The sequence below is a fragment of the Psychrobacter sp. FME6 genome, assembly GCF_014861365.1.
In the GTDB taxonomy this organism is placed as follows: Bacteria; Pseudomonadota; Gammaproteobacteria; order Pseudomonadales; family Moraxellaceae; genus Psychrobacter.
Genome location: NZ_RRYW01000033.1, coordinates 14156 through 31202, shown reverse-complemented (window position 1 = coordinate 31202; position 17047 = coordinate 14156). Strand labels below are relative to the sequence as shown.

The following is a 17047-nucleotide window of genomic DNA, read 5'->3' as shown; positions in this document are numbered from 1 at the left end:
GCTGCGTAATTAAAATCTCCCAAGTTTGGTTCTACGGATTTGACGGCAGGGGTCAGATCCCATCGTTCAAAATCTTTTACTTTAATTATTAGTGTTGACAGCATTCTATCAGTATCATTCATATCGATTTCTAAAATGATAAAATAAGCTGTTTTGGTCTTTAGTTGTAGTTCAAGCAAAGATCGATTATTACCGTCTGTCGTTCTATGTAATCTCGATCGACCAACAGCTGGTAAAAAATGTAAGTTTTCATCATAGTAAATTTCCTTTTCCTCAGATAGTCTCTCGATAAGCATCTTAAAAGCTTCAAATCTTTGCATATACAGCTGCAGTTCATCACTTTGGTCATCTAGGCCCGAAAAGTTAGCTTGGCAAGCTGTACCGTCGATTGTAGCCTCATCAGTACTTAGATCTAACACTACAAACTCATCATTAGAATCAATATCTGTGTTAACTCTTCCTTTGGACCTTCTTTTCGCGATTTTCCGAGTCTCAATAGGGCTTATAAAACTAAAAGAGGTTTTTGGAATATCTAATTTTTTTACTTTAGTATCAATGTTTGCATCATGTTGGTCGTCAATAGAATCACTCTCAGTAAGATCAGGTCTTCCCGCACTACCGCCTTTATTGCCTGGTTGTGCACCGACCTTGAACTTATCGCTATAAAAATACACTTTTTCAGATAAAGAGGATTGAATGTTACTAATACCTATAATCTCATGGACGTAATAATTATTAGTTTTATCATCAAACCAACCCCTAGTCTCTAGTGTTAGGTTATCAAGTTGAGGTGGTTGAAAATGAAAAATCCAGGTTTTGCTACCATCTTTGTTTAGGACTTCTGCATTATATAATCTAGCAATACTCTCGTATGAAATACGAGCGTTATCATCTAATAAAACCCATGCTAATAAGCGTCGCGCGCCTTCACTATCGAAGGTTTTCATTGGCAGAGTACAAGTAGGGAGTATATTTATTAGTATGGAGTTATCTGCTTTTTTTTTAATCCAGAACTCTCGGCTTAATATACCGTTATCAACACAGTTTCGAGCGAGATAAGCATTATGAAAAAATAGAATTCTCGCAATTTCTATTTGAGGTATATGAACTTTAATACTAGAAGAATGATGACTGTGATAGTCGAATATAAAGGTGTTACCACCACTTTCTGAGTCGAAACCTTTTTGCCAGCTTGAAGTCGATATACCATCTAGGTTCATTGAATAGCCGCCTTTACGGGCCTGACCATCATTAGGATTTATATACCTTCTTTTTGCGAGAGCTGGTAAGTTCGATAGCCTAGTATGTTTTAGAAGATTTGTTTCACCGTCTCTTACGCATAATTCTAGATTCCACGACTTCAAGTGATTGTGCTTAAAAATTTTACCAATGTATCTTATCTGCACATTTTTCGGAAAACTCCTAATTTTCATAAACTTACCTTAGCTATTTCCTTGACAGTAATATTATTAGCCACCTCTAAAAATCTATCAGTCAAAGATGTCATTCTCTGCTCGCTTAACTTTGCTTGTCGTAATACTACCCAACGTGAAAGAACTTCTTTTTTACCAATACTTTTGATCAGTACACGACTTACACGTCTAATCTGATAGTCGCTCACATCTTCACTATACCGGCCCAAGAAAGCCGCTACGAGTGGTAGTTTATCTAAATTTTTTTCGACTGTAGCAATGGAGTTGGTTTGCTGCACCCACCATTTTTTTGATCTACGTGGTGTATACATGTCCCAAATTATTGCTTTATTTTTTTCAACTAACAACCGTACTATTTTAATATCACGCTGATTCCAGTTGATTTTTGTTCCTTCAGGAATATGGTACTTATGATTCTTTTTATTAGTATGCATCAACCATGCTTTATCATTACGATATAACCACGCATAAAGTGCTCGATTAACCGCACGAGCACTTTTTATACTTTTTTGTTCTCTTAGGAGTTGTATCCAAAGATCACGCTTAGATAGGAGGGTGGTGGAATCAATATGCTCAGGCAATGTTGCTTCAATTTCAATTTTAGTCTTTTCAGGTTTTTGAGATTTTACTAACCTTATTATTTCTGGGAATGACCAATCATTACTTATTAGAGCTTCAATAACAATAATATGTTCTAAGTAGCTGAATGATTTCCTGTGCTTACGGAATATGCCATGAAGCCAACTTGTCTCTGTTCCTAAGTGATTTAGACTATATTGTTCAAGTAAACTATCAGACCATCTGTTTTTTATTTTATCAACAATTTGGTCATAATAGATATGCTTTGAACCTCTAAGACAGCCACTGTCTAAAGCAAGCTTTTTATAAAAATCACTCCATTGCACATAGCTAGGTGAAGTCTGGCTCGGCAAATGAAAAAGCTCATTTATCTTTTCTGCAATGAATATATCATCTACACTAGACGATATTTGAATATTAGGTTTGCAATTGTGCGGATCAGGAGCAATAAAGTCGTGGCGAGATATTGATCTATACTCATGAGAAGAATTTAATAACGTTCCATGTTTTAGGCAACAAGTTAATCCTTGAATTTGCCATAGTCTTGACCAGTACCACTCTCCATGATTAGCCAGTTGTTCATCAAAACATCCAGGGCAAAACCTTAAAAATTTAATCGGCGGTAATCGCGAAGCATTTTTACCAATGGCAAGATGAATAGCTCCTTGAGACTGCTCACCCATCCAATGCATACATTTCTGTCTGCGCTCTTCAGGAATAAAAGGGGCGTACAAGGGGAACAAAGTATGTTTATAGGCTAATGTATTAACATCATATAGACCGGTAGGGTAGTGTTTAGTGATTTTAGATAAATGGCACGGTATATCAACAGTTGCTACTACCTTTCTATCTCCAAAAACATCATCGAGCAGTTGTTTTGGGCTGGTGATTCCTGATCTTACTTTTGAGCGAGCTACTGTGCTATAGATAAGTTCATCAGGGTAAGGGATGGGAAAATTTAGCACGTCAACTTACTCTAGGTAGCCAATCATTTATATCAAAAATAAGATTAGTGGACGTTTTTAAATGATCATACAACATCTCTTCTTTGTTCTTTTGGCTGAACTGAAAGCGTAAATCTTCATTGTCCAAGGTATGCCAGTCTTTTTGTTTCAGAAGACTAGCTTTAGCTTTCGATCTACGGGGTTTTATTTTTTTCGTTGAAATGGACTCATCAAGCTTTTCATCTTTCAACCATTCTAGAACTACAACGATCAAATCCGACATAGACGCATTCGGTAGCTTTTGAATGACCTTTTTGACCGTAGGCACTAATAGGGGAGATTCCTGACCAATATCAACTAACATGCGGTGTAATCTGATACTCATCTCATGTCCCTGATACTCAGAAAACTCATCAAACTCAGCCCTTCTTTGCTGTAATTGTGATTGAAGCGTTAGGAGCTTTTTGTCGATATCAGGAATAACTAAGTCCGAGAACTGAGCAATTTTATCAGCTCGTCCAGACCGTAGGGCGTCAATCATAGGATGAATAGGTCTAAGGTCTTCATCATACGTTGCTTGCAGTAAAGGGGCGGTAATGCGTTCTATGCCATGATCTATAGCTCGTAACTGAGCTAAAACAAATATTTTAACAGCAATATCTAGAATACCCTGAGATAGGTCGTACCAACGCTCTCGAACCCGATTAGATAAAATGACATCTGACTTTTTAAGCCATTGAAGTCTCCATAATTTATCGGTAAATTGATTCCATTCTGACCGCATTGTTTTTCCATCACCTAACTTTATATCAGGTTCCTGCTTCATTTGTTCCCAAAAAACTGAACCAAATCCTGCACCACGGCGAGCAGAACGTAGATCAGCTTCGAAAATAAATCTTGCTTTAGGAGTTCCCACCATAACAACTGGAAGTCCGACAGTATTTACGAGAGTGACAAAAAAATTGAGCATTTTTTCAGCGCCCCCTGATTTATTGATACTCAGATGCTGAATCTCATCAATCACTAATATTCCGATAGCGTGATGGTTAGAGATTTGTCGCATCAAATTCAGCAATGTTTCAATACCATGACGTTTTAGAGCATATTTTTTTTCATAATTGGCATCTAGTGCCTGATCGATTGCCCTAAAAAAATGCAGACACAAACTTTTGAGTGAGCCATCATGAGGGCAGTCTACCCTTAGATAAACTATTTGAGTAAAATTTAATTCGGGATGATAAATCACTTGAGGGTAGAGCGATAGGATTTTATTGAGAGTGGTGGTTTTGCCACTACCTGAGCAACCTATAAAAGCTAGACTGCGGGCTGTAGAGGTTATGGTTGGAAACCTAAATGAATCATCTTCGCCCGACATTAATCTTTCATAACCATTCTGAAGACGAGTATTTAGTGATCCATCTTTAGGGTTGCGCCCTACATATCCCTCACGAATCATTATTGATAGTTTCTTTTCAAGATCAATATGACGATTAATAGGATAAAAAAACTGTTCCATCATTTGTGATATCAAATGAGCTCGTACTGATGCTGATGCCTGAGTATCATAAGACGTAAAATCTATGGCACCTTGTATTTTCTCTGCAACTTGTCTTGGCTCTAAAACTGCAGGCAATGCTTCAATAAATGGATTACCTTTATAGGAGCCAAAGCTTTTTCTGTAGACAGCATTAATCATCATTAGCCTCAATCACTTGCCATTAGTCATCATCAGATAAAATGTTATGATAGATAGGATATTTTAGTGCCAGTTCTTCATCACTTAATTGGCTTTTATTCTGTTCTTTTGTTATTGTTTTTGGCAATTGAATTATCTTACCTGTCCGAGCTTTGTTCTTTTGTCTGCTTTGCCGCTCTTCATCTTTAGCTTGTCTTCTATTATCGTTAATATTGGCTAACTGGGCAGTCTTAGTTTGAAATGTTTTGGGCTTAGACTTTATGGCTTTTTGTATAATCTTCTCATTTTCTCGCTCAAGCTCTTCTAAAGCTAAACTACTTTTAGTTTCTTGTGTTGCAAATGTCTTTTTCTGTTCTTGCTGAATCTGCCAAACTTCCCAAAAGCTACAGTATCTAAACTCTCTAGACCGATCAGATAAATGAGCTTGCCAATACTTCAGGCTATCTTTTTCATAAAATACATAGAGTGTATTTGCATCAATGGGGTCGTAAGCAACCACTAGCGATTTAGGCCTATTAACTGCGTTTTTTCGGTGGAGCCAACCCTGTTCTCTTATTTCTGCACAAATATAGTAATTACCAAAAAGCTTAATACCTAAATCTGACAAAGTGCCTTTTTTTCTAGGTAATAATGCAATGTGTAGAGACTTCTCTGACACAGAGCGTAGCTTGCCTGTTCGATGTTGTAGCCCCCAATTCCACAGTTGCAGAGGAACTGCTGGTAAGTCTGATGGCATATCACTATCTCTATCATAATGTCTTAATTGATGGGTATTGTTATGCATTAAAATAGAGTTAATCATGATTTTAGTGAAGTCTGAGATTGTTAAACTAGCATCTAAACGATAGTCTCTTCCGCCTTTCTTTTTTTCTTTCACGCCTGTGACAACTCCTGGTGCAAACGTTTTAAACTTTGCTTGCATGGTTTTGAAGTAGCGTTCAACAACAGGTTTTAAATCTCCACGATAAGGTGGCGTATTTTCTATTCGAACAGAAAAACTCTTTTCTAAGGTTTCAATTTGATGGCCGAGTAGTTCTCCACGATCTGCGAGAATTGCGTCAGGTAGCCCTATACATGGCCAGTCATCTGCAGTGATATTAATTCCGTATTGCTCACAATACTCTTGTTTATCAGTAACTGCCATTTTTAAAGCTTGTATGCTAGTAGCATATGAGGGGTTTTCAAAGCCAATATAGAAACCCGTAATCATGCGACTGAATACGTCAGCAACAAAATAGATCACTGGACGACCTACGATACTCTGTCTGTCTGAATCAGATAGCAGATAAATATCTGCGATTGTGGCGTCTACCTCATAGCGTGAGCCAGGTCCAAGCACTTGAGTGTTGACAGTGGAGCTCAGCTGTCTAATATCTTTGTTATAACTTATTTTGTTATGTCTGGCTTTAAGTTTTTGAACAGAAGTGAATTCTCTATGATAAAAATACTTAAACTGCCAAATGCTAGGAAATTCTTCTTCTTTAGTATCAGGGTTTAAAGCACGATATATGGTTTTAAACTGTCTATAAGCATACAGGATTGTATATTGTTTATCATTTAGCAAATATCTATTGATAGTGATCGAGAATAACCTCTCGATTTCACTATTTATTATTGCACCAGAGCCTTCTTTATAAACTCTTGGTCTACCCAGTTTTGTATTTTTTGTAGTACGTTTTTTGCCCTTTGCACCCGAATTTTTATAGCTTGGTAGTAATGTATTAGGAGTTTGTCCTCTCTGCCAATAGCGTCGTAGTAAACGATATAAAGTTTGTTTGGTACTTTTATTTGATCGAATAATTTCATTTATGAGGTTTGCGCGCTCCGCTGGAAGGTAATATAAATCATGGCTGACTATAGGTTTTATAAGCTCATAATTGCTATCACGTTTTAACTGAGCGGTACTACCATCTTCAGGATTTTGTAAAATCAAATTTTGATAAGGGTCATCAACTAAATAGCAAACGTTTTCTTCTATAAGATTAGTTAACTCTTTAAAAGAGATTAACTCAGGTAACGCAGACCCTTCATCGGTCTCAATCCATACGATCTGCTCAGACAAAAGACTTAATATTCTATATTTTTCCCCTTGATTGCTATATACATCATTGATTCGAAACATAACGAATCTCCTCAGTTATTAAACTCCAGTCGTTAACATTGGTGATATGAATATCACTACACTTCAATTGTTTGAAACTAATAAGAATATCAAAGGTAAAAAATCTAAGTGCTAATAGTTTCCTAACCTCGTTTAAAGAAGCTCCTAATTCACCAAAGTAAGCGCTATCAATATCTTGACATAAGTTTATAAGGGTCTTTGAAGGAGCTTTACTGAACTGAGCAACGTAAAAGGCTAACTTTTCTTCAATATTAAAAGTAATTTCACTATTTGACTCTGGGTATAGCCACTTAATGTTATTTTGGATATCCATAGGAATATCTTTCTCAGTAATTATTTGCCAAGGTATACCTTTGGATTGCCAGTAATGACGTTCAATTTCCAGCTTTTCTATAGTTCGAATATCATCTAAATCTTTTGAGTACTTAGCTTGTAATACGAATTGGCTATAGTTTTCATTGGAACTGACTACATAAAAGTCTGATGTCATTATGTGTATATCGCCTCTAACGCTCGGATGCTTAACTTGCTTTTCTTCTGCAATGATAAGGGTATCGTCGTAATTGAGAGGAAATTGCTCTCTAATATCAAGAACTGTGGGGCTCCATTCAAGAAACAAAAATGTAGCTAGTTCTAAGTCTGAGAGTAAATGATGAGTTCGTTTTGTTTTATGACCGAAAACTCTATGAGAGCGACCTGATGAAGATATGTCAGAGATTTTTATCCAAGGCTTATAGTCGGCGAGCTCACCTTGACCTCTACCTTCTTTAAGCCATTTTTCTTGTTTTTTTGAGAGCATAAAAAACCCCTGCTAATATTGATTTAACAATAGCAGGGGTAAACGTCATAATCAATAGTATGATACTTTATTACTCAGTATGATACTTTATTACTCAGTATGATACTTTATTACTCGCGCACATTACTCACTTTAAAATTAACAAATATTATTCGACTGTCACACTTTTTGCCAAGTTTCTAGGCTGGTCGACATCCGTCCCACGCATCACTGCCACATGGTACGACAATAACTGTACTGGAATGCTATAAACAATCGGCGCTAGCGTCTCGCAAACATCAGGTACATAGACCACATGCATTCTATCTTCAGCGACCATTTTACTAGCCTCACTAGCGAATACAAATAGCTCACCGTGACGGGCATGTACTTCTTGCATGTTGGCTTTGAGCTTATCAAACATACTGTCTTTTGGCGCTAGCACCACGATAGGCATGTCCTTATCAACCAAGGCCAGTGGACCGTGCTTTAACTCGCCTGCTGCATAACCTTCGGCGTGAATATAAGAGATTTCTTTTAGCTTTAACGCCCCTTCTAGCGCTATTGGGAACTGTAAACCACGACCTAAGAATAAGCAGCTCTTTTTATATTCAAAATGCTCGCTCATGGTTTTAATAGGCGCGTCGAGGTGTAAGCTGGCATGCAATTGACCCGGAAGCTGTTGTAACTGATCAATTAAGGTCGTTAAGTCTTCATCAGCCATGCGCTGCTGAGTAACGCCTACTTTTAATACCAATAACATTAAAGCTGCAAGCTGAGTGGTAAAAGCTTTGGTAGAGGCGACGCCAATCTCGGGTCCTGCAAGCGTTGGTAAAAATATGTCAGTCTCGCGTACCAAAGATGACGTTGGTACGTTACATAGCGCCAAGCTCACCAGTCCGACTGGCGTATTTTTTTGAATATCACGTAATGCAGATAAGGTGTCAGCGGTTTCACCAGACTGAGAAATACAGATGACCAATGAGTTATCGATCACAACCGGATTGCGATAGCGGAATTCACTGGCGACTTCGACTGAACAAGGTACGCGAATAAGACTCTCGAACCAATATTTTGCGATTAGACCCGAATGGTAGCTGGTACCACAAGCAATGATTTGTACGTGCTTAATGCCTTTTAATTGTGCTTCATGATGCTGTAAAAAACCATCACGCAGTTTAGATGGCTCATCTTTATCTAATGCCATTTCAATGGTACGGGCGACCGCGTCTGGCTGCTCATAAATTTCTTTGAGCATATAATGCTTAAACTCGCCTTTATCGGCATTGTGTTGGGTGGCATCAATTTCATGTATTTGACGCTTAACCTCGACCCCGTCAGCGTAAACCTGAACACTGTTACGAGTCAACTTGGCAATATCGCCTTCTTCTAGATACATAAAGCGATTGGTAACCGGTAGCAGTGCCAGTTGATCGGATGCGATAAAGTTCTCGCCAATCCCCACACCAATCACTAGCGGAGAGCCTAAACGTACCGCTATCAACTCTTCTGGGCAATCGACATGGATAACACCAAGCGCAAATGCGCCATGTAATAACGGAATAACCTTGCGAACAGATTCTAATAAATCGGGTGTATCTTTATAGATATCGTTAATGAGGTGAGCGACGACTTCGGTATCTGTTTGCGAAGTAAACTCGTAGCCTTTGGCCATTAGCTCTTCTTTTAGCTCGGCATAGTTCTCCACAATACCGTTATGAACCACAGCGATTTTGCCTGAAACATGCGGATGTGCGTTACGCTGTGCAGGTTCACCATGGGTCGCCCAGCGCGTATGAGCAATACCGATATGCCCATCGAAAAACTCTGGGTTCACTGCCACGGCATCGACCAACGCTTGTACTTTACCAACTTGACGCTCACGATGGAGCTCACCATCACGGATGACGGTCAAACCAGCAGAATCATAGCCTCTGTATTCTAAACGCTTAAGCCCTTCAAGTAAGATATTAGCGATATTACGCTCAGCAACTGCTCCAACTATTCCGCACATAGATATTCCTTAAATCTGATGTTTTAACTTTTAATGTTTCCACGTGGTACTGCTTCAGTGATTTAACACACGATGATGTTTCGTTCATCTATAAATATAAATAAGCAGCACCACAAATCATTGTCGTACTGCTTAAGTTTGCTCAAAGTCTTTGTTATTGACTTAAAGATCAGCGAGCCCGTTATTTTTTAGTCGGGCGCTGAAAGTTGTTTTTCTGGGTTTGACGTGCGCGACCAAAGGCCAATGCATGGGCATCAACGTCTTCTGTAATCACAGAGCCTGCGGCAACCGTAGCGGTATCACCAATTTTTACTGGTGCCACTAAGCTAGAATTTGAGCCGATAAATGCATTGTCTTCGATAATGGTCTGTGATTTATTGACACCATCATAATTACAGGTAATCGTACCCGCGCCAACATTGACATCTGTCCCGATGGTGGCATCACCAATGTAGCTCAAATGGTTGACCTTGCTGCCATGACCAACGGTTGATTTTTTAATTTCGACAAAATTACCGACTTTGCTGTTATTAGATAAAATAGTATCAGGACGCAGATGCGCGAAAGGTCCAATATCAACGCCATCACCGATTTCAGCGCGATCAATGACACAATAAGGTTTGATATAGCAAGCGTTGCCGATATTCGCGTTTTTAATAACACAGCCCGCTTCGATATAAACGTTATCACCCAATACGCAATCGCCCTCGAACACCACACCGACATCAACGAAGACGTCTTGACCAGCGCGCAGCGTGCCACGGATATCAACACGAGTCGGATCAGCAAACTGTACGCCAGCTTCTTGTAAGTCAGCGACCAATTTTCCCTGCCATGTACGCTCTAAGCTGGCAAGTTGTTGGCGGTTATTGACGCCTTCAATTTCAAAGGTGTGCTCAGGCTCAATCGCAATAATATTAATATCTTCAGCGACGGCCATTTTGACGATATCAGTCAGATAATATTCTTGCTGGGCATTGTCGTTAGACAGTTTTGGTAAGTACTTATGCAGTAGGGCGTTGTCAACGCAATAAATACCACTGTTAATTTCTTGAATCAGTTGCTCATCGGCGCTGGCATCTTTTTGTTCGACGATGGCTTCGATATTACCTGCTTGGTCACGTTTGATACGCCCGAGACCAAAAGGATTATCTACTGTCAGTGTCAACATAGACATACCGTTAGTATTAGCGGATTTCAACGCTGCTAAAGTCTGGCAACTGACCAGTGGTACATCGCCATACAAAATCAGGCTTTGTCCTTCTTTTGGTAAATCTGCCAAAGTCACTTGTACTGCGTGTCCAGTGCCTAATTGCTCAGTTTGAGCGATCCAAGTAATTGATGATTGTGCATACTGGTTGGTGATTTCTGATTTTACCTGCTCACCACCAAAACCATGAACGATGATGGTTTCATCAACGGTTAATTGATGGCAAGTGTCAAGGACGTGACTTAATAGCGACTTGCCAGCCAGTGTCTGCAGCACCTTTGGTTTAGCCGATTGCATGCGCGTACCTTTGCCAGCCGCGAGAATAATTACCGAAAGAGGAGATGTCATAATAGCCTACAAATGTAACAAAATATAATTTTGAATTATAACGCAAATGAGCATTTAACCAAAATGGTATGTCGTGACATCTTTGTAATTTTAGCCTAGAAAATAACGTTATAAATAACTGTCAGTACCATGATCAAATATTTAACATCACCTAATCATCAAAAAACAACAATATAAATAACTATCCAAACAACGGCTGCCATTACTCCAGCAATAATATCGTCTAACATAATACCTAGACCGCCAGCGACTTTTTTGTCGGCCCAGCCAATTGGCGGTGGCTTAATAATGTCAAAAAACCGAAACAATATAAACGCGATAATGTGCGCACTCATAAAAGACGGTTGCGTTATCGTTTGCCAAAAATTGTCGTTAGCGACACCCATATAGGATAATGGCAGTAGGGTAAGCCACATACCAGCCCACTCATCCCAAACAATATGCGGATTATCATGCCCGCCCATTAGCTCAGAAGTGCGTCCACATATCCAAACCCCAAAGATGCAGGATAACAGGGTGATGATCAAAAACGGCACAAAGCCCAAGCTTAACAATGGTACGGCAACGATTAAGCCGCCAACTGTGCCCCAAGTACCAGGAGCACGGCGGGGTAGGCCACTGCCTAAACCGAGACCGAGCCAATAAACCACACGGTCAAGCGTAGTAGCATTTGCTGGTAGGGGTGGGCAGTCGTTGGCTTTACGGATATCGGGCTTAGAGAGGTCGTGATCGCTCATGAATTAACCTGCAAAATGTTGGTAACCCGTAAGATTGGGCCAAGTAGAAAACGGTGCGGGATGGGTCGGGGTGACAGGCTGTCCTTGATAATAAAGCTCAGGACGTATATTTGCATTGCTATCTTTAGTTACAGTATTTGTTGATGCAGTCACTTCACCAATACAGGTTACTGGGGTATTGCTTGTAGGAGGTTCGATATTAGCAGGCAAGGTAAAAGCCAATTCATAATCATCACCACCTGCTAGCTGACATAACAAGCGTTCGGTTAAATCAACGCTTGCCAAAGGCCTGCTGGTAGGCAGCTGCTCCAGATTGATACGCATACCGACGCGGCTTTGCTGACAGATATGCCCAAGATCTTGATAGAGACCATCGGAGATGTCTATCATTGAGCTTACACCGATTTTTGCCAATGCTGCACCTAATGTAATACGCGGGGTTGGCATGTGCAATCGATGGGCTAACTCTGCGCCTTGTTCATTATCAGGATGCTGTAGCGCATAAGCAGCATCACCAAGTGACCCTGATACGTATATTTTATCACCGACTTGTGCACCTGAGCGATAGACGGCTGGCGTGTCTGCATCAAGCAACCCTTGAGCGCTGACACTTAATACTAAACTGTCATTACGCGTCGTATCCCCACCAATAAGAGTCACGCCAAATAATTTACAAGCATGAAATAAACCTTTAGCGAATTCGCCTAACCATTGCTCATTTACCAAGCGTTTAGGTAATGCTAGTGCCAGTAAAATACTATGCGGAGTTGCGCCCATGGCGGCAATATCTGAGACATTAACCGCCACGGCTTTATAACCAATGGCAAAAGCCAGTTTATTAACTTGTTCCCAATCGGCACTAAAGTGTCGACCTTGAACCAGGGTATCGATACAGCTAACCAAGCGCGACCCTGCAGGCAAGGCCATGACTGCTGCATCATCACCAATCCCTTTTTCGACACTGCCTTTATCGACACTGCTGGACAATGACTGTGCCGCTTGCATTTGGGAAAATATACGCTCAATCAGCTCAAATTCATTCATAATTAGTCTTGGCTGTTTGCATCGTTAGAATCTGTTTCAGCAGTGTTCTTAGCGTCGATTTGAGCCTCAAACTGAGCCTCAGTTTGAGCATTGTTCTTAGCGTTGCTCAGCTTGCTTGCTTTATAATCACTAATATTTGCGCTGGCTTTACTGGCGCTATTGCGTTTGACGCTGGCATTATTGGCACTAATACGTGTCTTGTTTGAAGCGGTAGGCTGTTCTTCTGCGCTATCTTTAGTGGTTTCTGTGTTGGTGGCAGTATCCGTGTTTACTACAGGTTTAGCGGCCACTTTTTGTGAGGTGCGTAAATTGGCTTTGGTGTCTGCTTCTACTTCAGTAGCACGCAGCTCAACGGCCATTCTATCAAGGACGGCATTAATCAATTTATGCGCATCAGTGGCACCAAAATGATTGTTCAATTTCATCGCTTCATCAAGCACGACTTTATACGGAATCTCTAAGCGATTTTGTAGCTCATAAGCGCCAATCAATAGAATGGCGTGTTCAACAGTATCAAGCTTGTCGATTTCACGATCGAGATGCTGGCTAATAAGCGTATCTAGCGCCTCAATCTGTTCTGGAATATCGCGCATCATTTCGTGATAATAACCGATATGGACGGTATGCATGGCATTGGTGGCGCGCGTACGGGCAGCGATATCGTGCGGGGCATTGTCTTTCCAGCCAAGCTTGCCATTGGCGTCGAAGCGGCGGTCAGTCACCAGCCATTCGTATAGCCCTTGCATAGCAAAGCGTCGCGCCTTACGCACAGCGGTGTGACTGGTCTTGTAAGAAGACTCACTCATATCGAAGGTTTGATCACCCGCACTGCTGCTCGCGATGCGCGTGGCTTCAGCTTGTTTATCATTGGTTTGGGCAGTTTTCGCCGCGCTAATAGCGCGCTTGAGTTGATCAGTCATAAGGGGTCTATACCTAATTCTAAAGTAATAAGTTTTAAGATAATAAGTTTTAAAATAAAATGTTAAATAGTGGTCGGTTGGCAAATGTTGCCAATCAGTTTTAAGTACTTATAATACGTTTATTGGAGCCATAGTCATAACCATCGCCCCAACTTAAATAAGAAATAATAATATCAATATGCTAAATTAATAGGCTAAGTTAACAGGCGAATCAATACGATTGGCCATTAATGACTATTAATTAATAAAAAATTAAGCGTCGTCGCTATCGTCTTCAATATCTAACTGTGATAAAACGGCAAGCATCTCTAATACAACCATCGCCGCTTCTGAGCCTTTGTTACCAGCTTTAGTACCTGCACGTTCGATTGCTTGCTCGATGCTGTCGGTAGTCAATACGCCGTTTGCGACAGGGATATTATAGTCAGTTGCAACACTGCTTAAGCCTTTTGCAGATTCGCTAGCGACAAAGTCAAAATGTGGTGTGCTACCACGAATAATCGCACCTAGCGCAACGATAGCATCAAAGCGATCCGATTCAGCAGCGCGCTGGGCAACTAATGGCAACTCAAACGCACCCGGTACACGAATCACGGTGATATTGCTGCCTAAAACGCCATGACGCAGTAACGCATCAATCGCGCCGTCAACCAATGATTCAACGACAAAACCGTTAAAGCGAGCGACGACGATACCAATACGCACGTTTTCGTTTTGATGTAAGTTACCATCGATATGGGTCACGGCACTGCGCTGCTGTTGTAAATTTGACATAAAAAATCCTTTGCCGAATGGGCTATTAATAGAAGTATAAGAATCTAAGTATTAGGAATATAAATATATTGCTAGGTTCAAACCACTCATTTAACGGACTAATAATCAGATAAATAAGCAGTTAAATGAACGAAAACCAAATGATAATAAGCAGTTAGCACTATGATAACATTTTTTGCAGCTGCATTTGCATTTTACAAAGGGGTTATAAGCGCATTTGTATACCTTGTGCTGCCATATATTCTTTGGCCTCTTGAACAGTATATTCGCCAAAGTGAAAAATACTGGCGGCAAGTACTGCATCGACGCCGCCTTCTAATACGCCTTCGGCTAAATGCTGTAGGTTACCAACACCGCCTGAAGCAATGACAGGCACATTTACTTGGCTGGTAATTTGCTTCATCAACGCCAAGTCATAGCCTTTTTTGGTGCCATCGCCATCCATCGAGGTGACCAATAACTCGCCAGCGCCAAGTTCGGCCATTTTGCTTGCCCAAGCAACGGCATCGATACCAGTAGGCTTACGACCACCGTGGGTAAAAATCTCCCAACGTGGCATAATAATGCCATCAACAGTGACATCATCGACGCGTTTGGCATCGATAGCCACAACGATACATTGATTGCCAAATTTCTGCGCCGCTTCACCGACGAATTCAGGGGTAAATACCGCTGCCGAATTGATCGCGACTTTATCGGCACCAGCATTGAGCAAGTTACGGATATCAGCGATTTTACGCACACCACCGCCGACGGTTAATGGCACAAATACCGTCTCTGCCATACGTTCAACGGTATGATAAGTGGTATCGCGCTCATCATTGGTGGCAGTAATGTCTAAAAAGGTAATCTCATCGGCGCCTTGCTCGTTGTAGCGCTTGGCGACTTCGACTGGGTCACCAGCGTCTTTAATATCGACAAATTGCACGCCTTTGACCACGCGTCCGTTATCAACGTCCAAACAAGGGATGATACGCTTTGCTAACATAGGGCCTTTCACCTTATAATCAATTCATTCTTTAAGCGCTAGTCTAGCAAAATCACCACCATATCAGGCAGGTTTTCGCAAGATTATTATGCTTTTAGCCAAAGTTTGCTCTTGCGCGGTACAATTACTGTCATTAGCACCTAAATTTCTGCTATTTAACTTCTTATTCAATTGCCATAAGTGAGATGTCATGTCCGTCTATACCCAGTTAACCGATGACCAATTTGCCACCTTTTGCCAACGTTTTGGCGTATCGTTTGCGCGAGCCATACCGATTACCCAAGGTATCAAAAACTCAAACTGGTTTATTCAGACGACTGACGATGTAGATGGCGCGCACTCTTATGTATTTACTTTATTTGAAGAGCGTCCACCGGAAGATATTGAAAAAATGGCGGTTATCTTAAACCAGTTGGATGGTAAGTTACCGGTTGCCGCGCCGTTGGCACTGATTGATTTAGCCGCTGATGCTGATAAACGCTACGTTATTCATTATGATAATAAAGCGATTACCGTGGTGCCCTGTTTGGCTGGCGCGCATCCACAGCAAACCACACAAGCGATGTGTCATGAGATAGGCGCGTCGCTGGCAGTATTGCATGAAACGTTAAAACAGCTACAGCCAGCTGAGCAATACGGTGTGCCTCTATATCCATGGAGCGATGTGCGCGACCGTGAAATTCAGTTTATGCCAGGTGATGAAGCCAAGCTGATGAGTGATATCTGGCAATCTTATACCGATTTGCCACTGGCGACTTTACCAAAAGGCTTATGTCATTTAGATATGTTTGCCGATAACACCTTGTGGAATCTGCAAAAAGGCGAAGAGCGTTTGACCGGATTGTTAGACTTTACCGAAGTCAGCGTCGAGCATTATGTGATGGATATTGCTATTACCATTAATGATTTCTGTACCACGTGGGGCGATGCGGAACAAGGCGAGTCGGTTAATTTTGATCGCAGTAAAATGGCGGCTTTCTTGCAAGGTTATGAATCGAAACGCGCGCTTGGTGAAGATGAAAAACGCGCTTTACCGGTAATGCTAGCAAAAGCGGCGGTGATTTTTTGGCTGCTACGTCTTAACGTTATCCATTACAACCGTACCGAAGGGCGTACTGGCGATAATATCATGGTCAAAAATCCTGACTTAATGAAACGTCTTGCCTCTTATCATTGGTCACATGTTGAAAAAGTGCAAAATACGGTATTTATGCTTGAGCATGCACGCTATAAGGGCGATGATAAAAACGGCGATGTCGAAGATTTTAAATTAATCGGTGTGTTTGCGACAGAACAGCAGGCGCAAGCCGCTATTGAGCAATTAAAATCTCAACCTGGCTTTAAAGACTATCCAAACGGCTTTCATATCGATGCTTATCCATTAAACCAAATTAACTGGTCATCAGGATTCGGTTGCAACTAGAATATAGCAGCGAGTCATATTTATACATATTTAAAAG

Annotated in this window: 13 protein-coding genes; 1 reads left to right on the top strand and 12 read right to left on the bottom strand. The window is 40.9% G+C overall.

Annotated elements, in window-relative coordinates; translation table 11 throughout:
• The 12 genes from EI162_RS06735 to hisF all read right to left on the bottom strand — a co-directional run.
• Positions 1-1433: Tn7-like element transposition protein TnsE (locus EI162_RS06735; RefSeq protein ID WP_192523614.1), on the bottom strand; the 1433-nt coding region annotated here is incomplete at its 3' end.
• On the bottom strand, positions 1430-2977 hold the full coding sequence (locus tag EI162_RS06730; protein WP_192523613.1) for a TnsD family Tn7-like transposition protein: 1548 nt from the start codon (positions 2975-2977) through the stop codon (positions 1430-1432). The genes EI162_RS06730 and EI162_RS06735, both read right to left, overlap by 4 nt.
• A gap of 1 nt (position 2978) precedes the next feature.
• Complete coding sequence (locus EI162_RS06725) at positions 2979-4655, bottom strand: AAA family ATPase (RefSeq protein WP_192523612.1); 1677 nt, start codon at positions 4653-4655, stop codon at positions 2979-2981.
• A 19-nt stretch (positions 4656-4674) separates the two neighbouring features.
• Positions 4675-6774, bottom strand: coding sequence for a Mu transposase C-terminal domain-containing protein (locus EI162_RS06720; RefSeq protein WP_192523611.1), 2100 nt, complete (start codon positions 6772-6774; stop codon positions 4675-4677).
• Positions 6758-7573 (bottom strand): TnsA endonuclease N-terminal domain-containing protein, encoded by an 816-nt coding sequence (locus EI162_RS06715; RefSeq protein ID WP_192523610.1) that lies wholly within the window; start codon positions 7571-7573, stop codon positions 6758-6760. Before EI162_RS06715 ends, EI162_RS06720 begins: the two co-directional genes overlap by 17 nt.
• Positions 7574-7721: 148 nt before the next feature.
• Positions 7722-9566, bottom strand: coding sequence for a glutamine--fructose-6-phosphate transaminase (isomerizing) (gene glmS / locus EI162_RS06710; protein ID WP_192523609.1), 1845 nt, complete (start codon positions 9564-9566; stop codon positions 7722-7724).
• A gap of 181 nt (positions 9567-9747) precedes the next feature.
• Entirely contained in the window at positions 9748-11124 is a 1377-nt protein-coding gene (gene glmU / locus EI162_RS06705) for a bifunctional UDP-N-acetylglucosamine diphosphorylase/glucosamine-1-phosphate N-acetyltransferase GlmU (protein WP_192523608.1), read from the bottom strand.
• Between the two features lie 158 nt (positions 11125-11282).
• Entirely contained in the window at positions 11283-11861 is a 579-nt protein-coding gene (locus EI162_RS06700) for a phosphatidylglycerophosphatase A (RefSeq protein WP_192523607.1), read from the bottom strand.
• A gap of 3 nt (positions 11862-11864) precedes the next feature.
• Positions 11865-12905: a thiamine-phosphate kinase gene (gene thiL / locus EI162_RS06695; protein ID WP_192523606.1), complete on the bottom strand. Its 1041-nt coding sequence runs from the start codon at positions 12903-12905 to the stop codon at positions 11865-11867.
• Between the two features lie 2 nt (positions 12906-12907).
• A complete protein-coding gene (nusB, locus tag EI162_RS06690) occupies positions 12908-13825 on the bottom strand; it encodes a transcription antitermination factor NusB (protein WP_192523605.1) in 918 nt (305 codons plus the stop codon).
• Between the two features lie 252 nt (positions 13826-14077).
• Positions 14078-14599, bottom strand: a complete 522-nt coding sequence (gene ribE / locus EI162_RS06685) for a 6,7-dimethyl-8-ribityllumazine synthase (protein ID WP_225735177.1) — start codon at positions 14597-14599, stop codon at positions 14078-14080.
• Positions 14600-14804: 205 nt separating this feature from the next.
• A complete protein-coding gene (gene hisF / locus EI162_RS06680; RefSeq protein WP_192523604.1) occupies positions 14805-15587 on the bottom strand; it encodes an imidazole glycerol phosphate synthase subunit HisF in 783 nt (260 codons plus the stop codon).
• 190 nt (positions 15588-15777) lie between these two features.
• On the opposite strand from hisF, the gene EI162_RS06675 reads away from it, so the two are divergent.
• Entirely contained in the window at positions 15778-17010 is a 1233-nt protein-coding gene (locus EI162_RS06675) for a homoserine kinase (protein WP_192523603.1), read from the top strand.
• Positions 17011-17047 lie beyond the last annotated feature (37 nt).